A 5,860-nucleotide genomic window follows, 5' to 3' on the forward strand; every position below is an offset into this window, starting at 1 on the left:
GTTCCTCTACCGGGCAAGGGCACGCGCGCCCTGTTTCTCGGCGCTGAGCCGGGTTTTCGCCTGCCTGAAGGCTTTGAGGCGACGCTTCACCTCGTGCAGGGCTTCCGGCCGCATTTTAGCGCGCTGCAGGCGTCTGGCTTCGTCGTCACCGCGCAAGTGGAAGGCGATGGCTTCGATATGGCACTTGTGCTTGCCGGCCGGCATCGCGGCCTGAACGAAGTGCGCATCGCGCAGGCGCTTGAGCGCGTGGCGCCGGGCGGCCTGGTCGTCATTGCCGGCGGCAAGGACGATGGCATTGCCAGCCTGCGCAAGCGCGTTGACGAGCTTGTGCCGCTTGAAGGCCATTTGCCCAAATATCACGGCATTGCCTTCTGGCTGCGACGTCCCGCCGATCTGGCCGCCGCGGAAGAATTGCGCGCTGCCAACCCCGCTCTGCAGGTTGAAGGCCGGTTTCACACCGCGCCCGGCATGTTCTCGTTCGACCGGATCGATACCGGATCGAAATTGCTGGTCGAGAACCTGCCCAATGACCTGCGTGGCAGCATTGCCGATCTCTGCGCCGGCTGGGGCTATGTGGCGGCCGAGATCGCCGCCCGCTCCCCCGGCGTTCAGGCGCTCGACCTCTATGAGGCCGATTTCGCCGCGCTTGAAGCCGCGAAGCTCAATCTGGCAGCGGTCAGCCAGTCGATCGCCAGGAATTTCTTCTGGATCGATCTGCTGAAGGAACCAGTCGAGAAGCGCTACGACGCGATTGCCATGAACCCGCCCTTTCACCGCAGCCGGGCGGCCGAGCCGGAGATCGGCGCCGGCATGATCCGAGCGGCGGCCAAGGCCTTGAAGCCGGGTGGGCGCCTGTTCATGGTCGCCAACCGTCAGCTTCCCTACGAGCCGATCTTGGCGGCTGTCTTTTCGAGCCATGCCGAACTCGCTCGTGACGGCATGTTCAAGGTGCTTTCCGCTCGTCGTTGAAGCATGATCCCGAAAGTGGATACCGGTTTCGGAAAAGATCATGCTCAAAAACAGATATCGCGTCGCACTCAATGCAGATTGGCAACGCGCCGGACCTCATCGGTGATATGCACGTCGCCGACCCTGATCTTGAGGGGGGCGGGCCTGCCATACAGGTAGCCTTGCACCACCTCGCAGCCGGCTGCCCTGAGCAGTGTCGCCTGGCTTTCGGTCTCGACGCCTTCGGCAATGATGCTGACGCCGAGCGCGCGCGAAAGCCCGACGATGGTCGAGACGACCGCACCGGAGCTGGAATCCGTGTCGAGGCGGCTGACGAAGGACCGGTCGATCTTCAGCTTGCCGAATGAGAAATCGATCAGGTAGCTCAAATTGGAATAGCCGGTGCCGAAATCATCGACGGCGACCGAAATGCCGATATCCGCAAGCTCCTTCAGGATGGCGGCGGCGCGGTCGCGATCCTGCATCATCGCCGTCTCGGTCACTTCCAGTTCCAGCCGTGACGGCTTGATGCCGGTGCTCGTCATGGTGTCGCGCACGATGCCGACGAAGTCCTTGGTCATGAACTGGACGGGCGAGATGTTGACGGCGACGAAGCAGTCGTCGGGCAGATGCCGGGCGTCGCTGCAGGCTTTGCGCAGCACCCATTCGCCGATCGGGCCGATCATGCCGGTTTCCTCGGCGATCGGAATGAACTCCATCGGCGGGATCATGCCGCGTTCCGGATGCCGCCAGCGGATTAGCGCTTCGTAGCCGACGATGCGGCCGGTCGGGAGATCGAGCTGCGGCTGGTAATGAAGGTCGAAGTCACCGCGCTCGAAGGCTGTATGCAGTTCGGATTCGATCCACTGGCGATGGTCGGCGACCCTGCCCATTTCGGCATGGAAGACGGACCAGTTGCCGACGCCGCTGGCGCGCGCGTTCTGCAGCGCCAGATTGGAGCGGCGCAGGATGAGGACGGGATCGACACCGTCCTTTGGCATCGCCACGATGCCGACCGACAGGCTGACCGATTGCAGGTGCGTACCGAGATCATAGGGCTCCATCATCTCGTCGATGAGCCTCTCTATGGTGCTTTCCAAGGACCCTGCGACTTGGTTGTCGGGGAGCAGGATCGCGAATTCACCGGCGCCGATGCGTCCGATCAGCGCGCGCGGCGGCACGCACATCTTCAAGCGCTTGGTGAAGGCGCGGATCAACTCGTCGCCCTGGCTGTAGCCGATGGCGTCATTGATCTGCTTGAAGCGGTCGATGTCGATATCGATGAGGAACATCGGCTCGCCGGTCCGGCTGGTCGCGCATGCCGCCTCGGCAATCTTGCCGACCATCGCCGGGCGTGCCACCAGGCCGGTCAGCTTGTCGAAATGGGTTTCCGTGAAGACGAAATCCGCCGATTCATCGACGCCCGCGAAGAAGGACATCGCGGCGACCGACGCCGCCAGTGCGCAAAGAGCGGCCATCACCGAGACCATCATGTCGGCGGAGATGCCGGCAAAGCCATCGCCGAGACCGAGCTTCAGGCCCCAGAGCCCGAGGACGAAACTGCCGAGACCCGAACTCGCTATGGTGAGCAGTCGGAACACCGGTGTTCGCTTCGGGTTGCTGACGGCGAGCATTGAAAGTTCCCCTGAGTACGGGGCTTTCTAGCGGATATCTCCTTAAAATGAGTTTCCGCGAATGAATCCAATTTTATTGGACCGAAAGTATTTCTTGAGCGGATCAATGCGACTGGCGCTGAAACGGGGTTTAGCCGCGCGCTTTAAGCTTCGTGTTTTCAGATGTCCGCCATTTCAAAACCGTCGCGCACCTTTGGCCGACAGGCGTTAGTCTCGCCCGCCGTCGGTCTGCTTCAATTCGTCGAGCGTCGGCATGGAAACGATGTGATAGCCGGAATCGACATAGTGGATTTCGCCGGTAACCCCGGAAGACAGATCCGACAACAGATAAAGCGCCGAACCACCGACCTCGTCGATGGTCACCGTGCGGCGCAGTGGCGAGTTTCGCTGCTGGTAGGAGAACATGTGGCGGGCGTCCGAAATGCCGGCGCCGGCGAGCGTGCGCACGGGCCCAGCCGATATGCCGTTTACCCTGATGCCGCGCGGACCGTAATCGTTGGCGAGGTAGCGCACGCTGGCCTCCAGTCCGGCCTTGGCGACGCCCATGACATTGTAGTTCGGCATGACGCGGACGGAGCCCGCATAGGTCAGCGTGATCATCGATCCGCCGTCCTTCATCAAGGTGGCCGCATGGCGGGCGACCTCGGTGAAGGAGTAGCAGGAGATCACCATGGTGCGGACGAAATTATCCCGGGTGGTGTCGGCGTAGAGGCCTTTCAACTCGTTCTTGTCGGAAAAGCCGATGGCGTGGACGATGAAATCCAGCCCGCCCCATTCGTTGCCCAGGGTCTCGAACGTGGCGGCGACCGAAGCGCTGTCCTCGACGTCGCACGGCACGACCAGCGAGGCGCCGAGCTTGTCGGCCAGCGGCTTGACCCGGCGTCCGAAGGCATCGCCCTGATAGGTGAAGGCGAGTTCCGCCCCGTGTTCGGACAATTTCCGGGCGATGCCCCAGGCGATCGAATGATCGTTGGCGACACCCATGACAAGCCCGCGCTTGCCCTTCATCAATCCGTCCATGGCCGGCAAATCCTTATGCGGAATAGCGCTGGAAAACGAGCGTGGCGTTGGTACCACCGAAGCCGAACGAATTGGACAAAACAGTGTCGATCCTGGCGTCGTCGATGCGCTTTCGCACGATCGGCATGCCCTCGAATTCGGGGTCGAGGGTCTCGATATGGGCGCTTTCGCCGATGAAACCGCCCTGCATCATCAGGATCGAGTAGATGGATTCCTGCACGCCGGCCGCGCCCAGCGAATGGCCGGTCAGCGACTTCGTCGAGGTGATGTACGGCATCTCTGGGCCGAACACCTCGCGGATGGCGCCCATTTCCTTGGAATCTCCCACCGGCGTCGAGGTGCCATGGGTGTTGATGTAGTCGACCGGCGTGGAAACCGTGGCCAGCGCCTGGCGCATGCAGCGGACCGCGCCCTCGCCTGAAGGAGCAACCATGTCGTAGCCATCCGACGTCGCGCCATAGCCGACGATCTCGGCATAGATCTTGGCGCCGCGCGCCTTGGCATGCTCAAGCTCTTCCAGCACCAGCACACCGGCGCCGCCGGCAATGACGAAGCCGTCGCGATTGACGTCATAGGCACGGGAGGCGGTCGATGCCTTGTCGTTGAATTTCGACGACATGGCGCCCATGGCGTCGAACAGGTCCGACATCGTCCAGTCGAGATCCTCGTGGCCGCCGGCGAAGACGATGTCCTGCTTGCCCCATTGGATCAATTCATAGCCATTGCCGATGCAATGCGCCGAGGTCGAACAGGCCGACGAGATCGAGTAGTTGACGCCGTGGATCTTGAACCATGTGGCAAGCGTCGCCGATGCGGTCGACGACATTGCCTTCGGCACCGCGAACGGACCGATGCGCTTGGGACTGCCGTTCTTCAGCGTCGTTTCGGCAGCTTCGACGATGGTGCGGGTGGATGGTCCGCCCGATCCCATGACGATGCCGGTGCGCTCATTGGTGATGTCGCTCTCGCCGAGGCCCGCATCCGCGATCGCCTGGTCCATGGCGACGTGGTTCCATGCAGCACCCTGGCTCAGGAAGCGCATCGCACGGCGATCGATCATCGCCGATGGATCGAGCGTCGGCGCTCCCCAGACCTGGCAGCGGAAGCCGTGTTCGGCGAAGGAATCCGAGAAGCTGATGCCTGATCTGGCGTCATGCAGCGAGGCTTGCACCTCGTTGGCATTGTTGCCGATCGACGACACGATGCCGAGGCCTGTGACTACGACACGTCTCATTCGCAACTCCTTCCAGGGATGCTGGCCAAAGGGGGCCGGCCAGGGGTGCCGGTCAGCCGACCGCCGACTGCTTGGACAGACCGACTTTCAAATCCGTTGCCGCGTATATGGGTTCGCCATCCGCCTTCAGCCAGCCATCGGCGATGCCGAGCACCAGCCGGCCCCGCATCACGCGCTTGAAGTCGATGCCATATTCGACCTTCTTCACCGAAGGCGTGACCATGCCCTTGAATTTCACTTCGCCGGTCGACAGCGCCATTCCCTTCCCGGGTTCGCCAAGCCAGCCAAGATAGAAGCCCGTCAGTTGCCACATGGCGTCGAGGCCGAGGCACCCCGGCATGATCGGATTGCCGATGAAATGGCAGGCAAAGAACCACAGGTCCGGCTTGATGTCGAACTCCGCGCGGATAAAACCCTTCTCGAAGGCGCCGCCGGTCTCGCTGATCTCGGTGATGCGGTCGAACATCAGCATTGGCGGATAGGGAAGCTGGGCGTTGCCCGGTCCGAACAGTTCGCCGCGGGCGCAGGCCAGCAATTCGTCGTACTCGTAGCTGGATTTACCCGCCATCAATCTCATCCCATATCGTTCCGGGCCATCGGGTGCCCTTGTCGTTGGTTTCCTAACACAATCTGTTTCAGGCCGGAAACCGGCGTTTGCGCTTAGCCTGCTCGTCTGCCTGGGTCAATGCGCGCTATTGATCGCATTCGGACGACAGAATATATGTCCTGAGAGGTCCGGTTTCGGCAGACGTTCATTTTTTTGCCATTCTGGGCGTGTCTTGGGGCGGAACTGTGGGGTTCGACGAGAAGATGGACCTGGACGGCCGGAAGGAAAATGTCGCTGTGGACAAGCGGGTCCGTGAAGCCGGGCTGAGGCCGACGCGTCAGCGCATTGCGCTGGCCGATCTGCTTTTCGCCAAGGGCGACCGGCATCTGTCGGCCGAGGAACTGCACGAGGAGGCGGTTGCCGCCGGCGTGCCGGTGTCGCTGGCCACCGTCTACAATGCCCTTCACCAGTTTACCC

General features: G+C 62.1%; 6 protein-coding genes. 2 read left to right on the plus strand and 4 right to left on the minus strand.

Annotated features, from left to right (window positions below):
• Nucleotides 1-969: class I SAM-dependent methyltransferase (locus EN914_RS21400; RefSeq protein ID WP_164778833.1), on the plus strand; the 969-nt coding region annotated here is incomplete at its 5' end.
• Between the two features lie 68 nt (nt 970-1,037).
• Here the strand turns inward: EN914_RS21400 and EN914_RS21405 are convergent.
• From EN914_RS21405 to fabA, 4 genes are all read right to left on the minus strand, one after another.
• Entirely contained in the window at nt 1,038-2,582 is a 1,545-nt protein-coding gene (locus tag EN914_RS21405) for a bifunctional diguanylate cyclase/phosphodiesterase (RefSeq protein WP_024503468.1), read from the minus strand.
• 207 nt (nt 2,583-2,789) lie between these two features.
• Entirely contained in the window at nt 2,790-3,602 is an 813-nt protein-coding gene (gene fabI / locus EN914_RS21410; protein ID WP_024503469.1) for an enoyl-ACP reductase FabI, read from the minus strand.
• A 13-nt stretch (nt 3,603-3,615) separates the two neighbouring features.
• Nucleotides 3,616-4,836, minus strand: a complete 1,221-nt coding sequence (fabB, locus tag EN914_RS21415; RefSeq protein WP_024503470.1) for a beta-ketoacyl-ACP synthase I — start codon at nt 4,834-4,836, stop codon at nt 3,616-3,618.
• A gap of 52 nt (nt 4,837-4,888) precedes the next feature.
• Entirely contained in the window at nt 4,889-5,404 is a 516-nt protein-coding gene (gene fabA, locus EN914_RS21420; protein WP_013527885.1) for a 3-hydroxyacyl-[acyl-carrier-protein] dehydratase FabA, read from the minus strand.
• Between the two features lie 242 nt (nt 5,405-5,646).
• Between fabA and EN914_RS21425 the strand changes: the two genes are divergently transcribed.
• Nucleotides 5,647-5,860 (plus strand): Fur family transcriptional regulator (locus tag EN914_RS21425; protein WP_164778834.1); only part of this gene is annotated, 214 nt, incomplete at its 3' end.

This window comes from Mesorhizobium sp. M7A.F.Ca.CA.001.08.2.1, from assembly GCF_003998455.1.
GTDB lineage: Bacteria > Pseudomonadota > Alphaproteobacteria > Rhizobiales > Rhizobiaceae > Mesorhizobium > Mesorhizobium ciceri.

What these genes read in the sequence shown, in the direction of transcription:
- EN914_RS21405 (WP_024503468.1), bottom strand. Translation starts at nt 2,582, where the DNA reads ATGCTCGCCGTCAGCAACCCGAAGCGAACACCGGTGTTCCGACTGCTC.
- fabI (WP_024503469.1), bottom strand. Translation starts at nt 3,602, where the DNA reads ATGGACGGATTGATGAAGGGCAAGCGCGGGCTTGTCATGGGTGTCGCC.
- fabB (WP_024503470.1), bottom strand. Translation starts at nt 4,836, where the DNA reads ATGAGACGTGTCGTAGTCACAGGCCTCGGCATCGTGTCGTCGATCGGC.
- fabA (WP_013527885.1), bottom strand. Translation starts at nt 5,404, where the DNA reads ATGGCGGGTAAATCCAGCTACGAGTACGACGAATTGCTGGCCTGCGCC.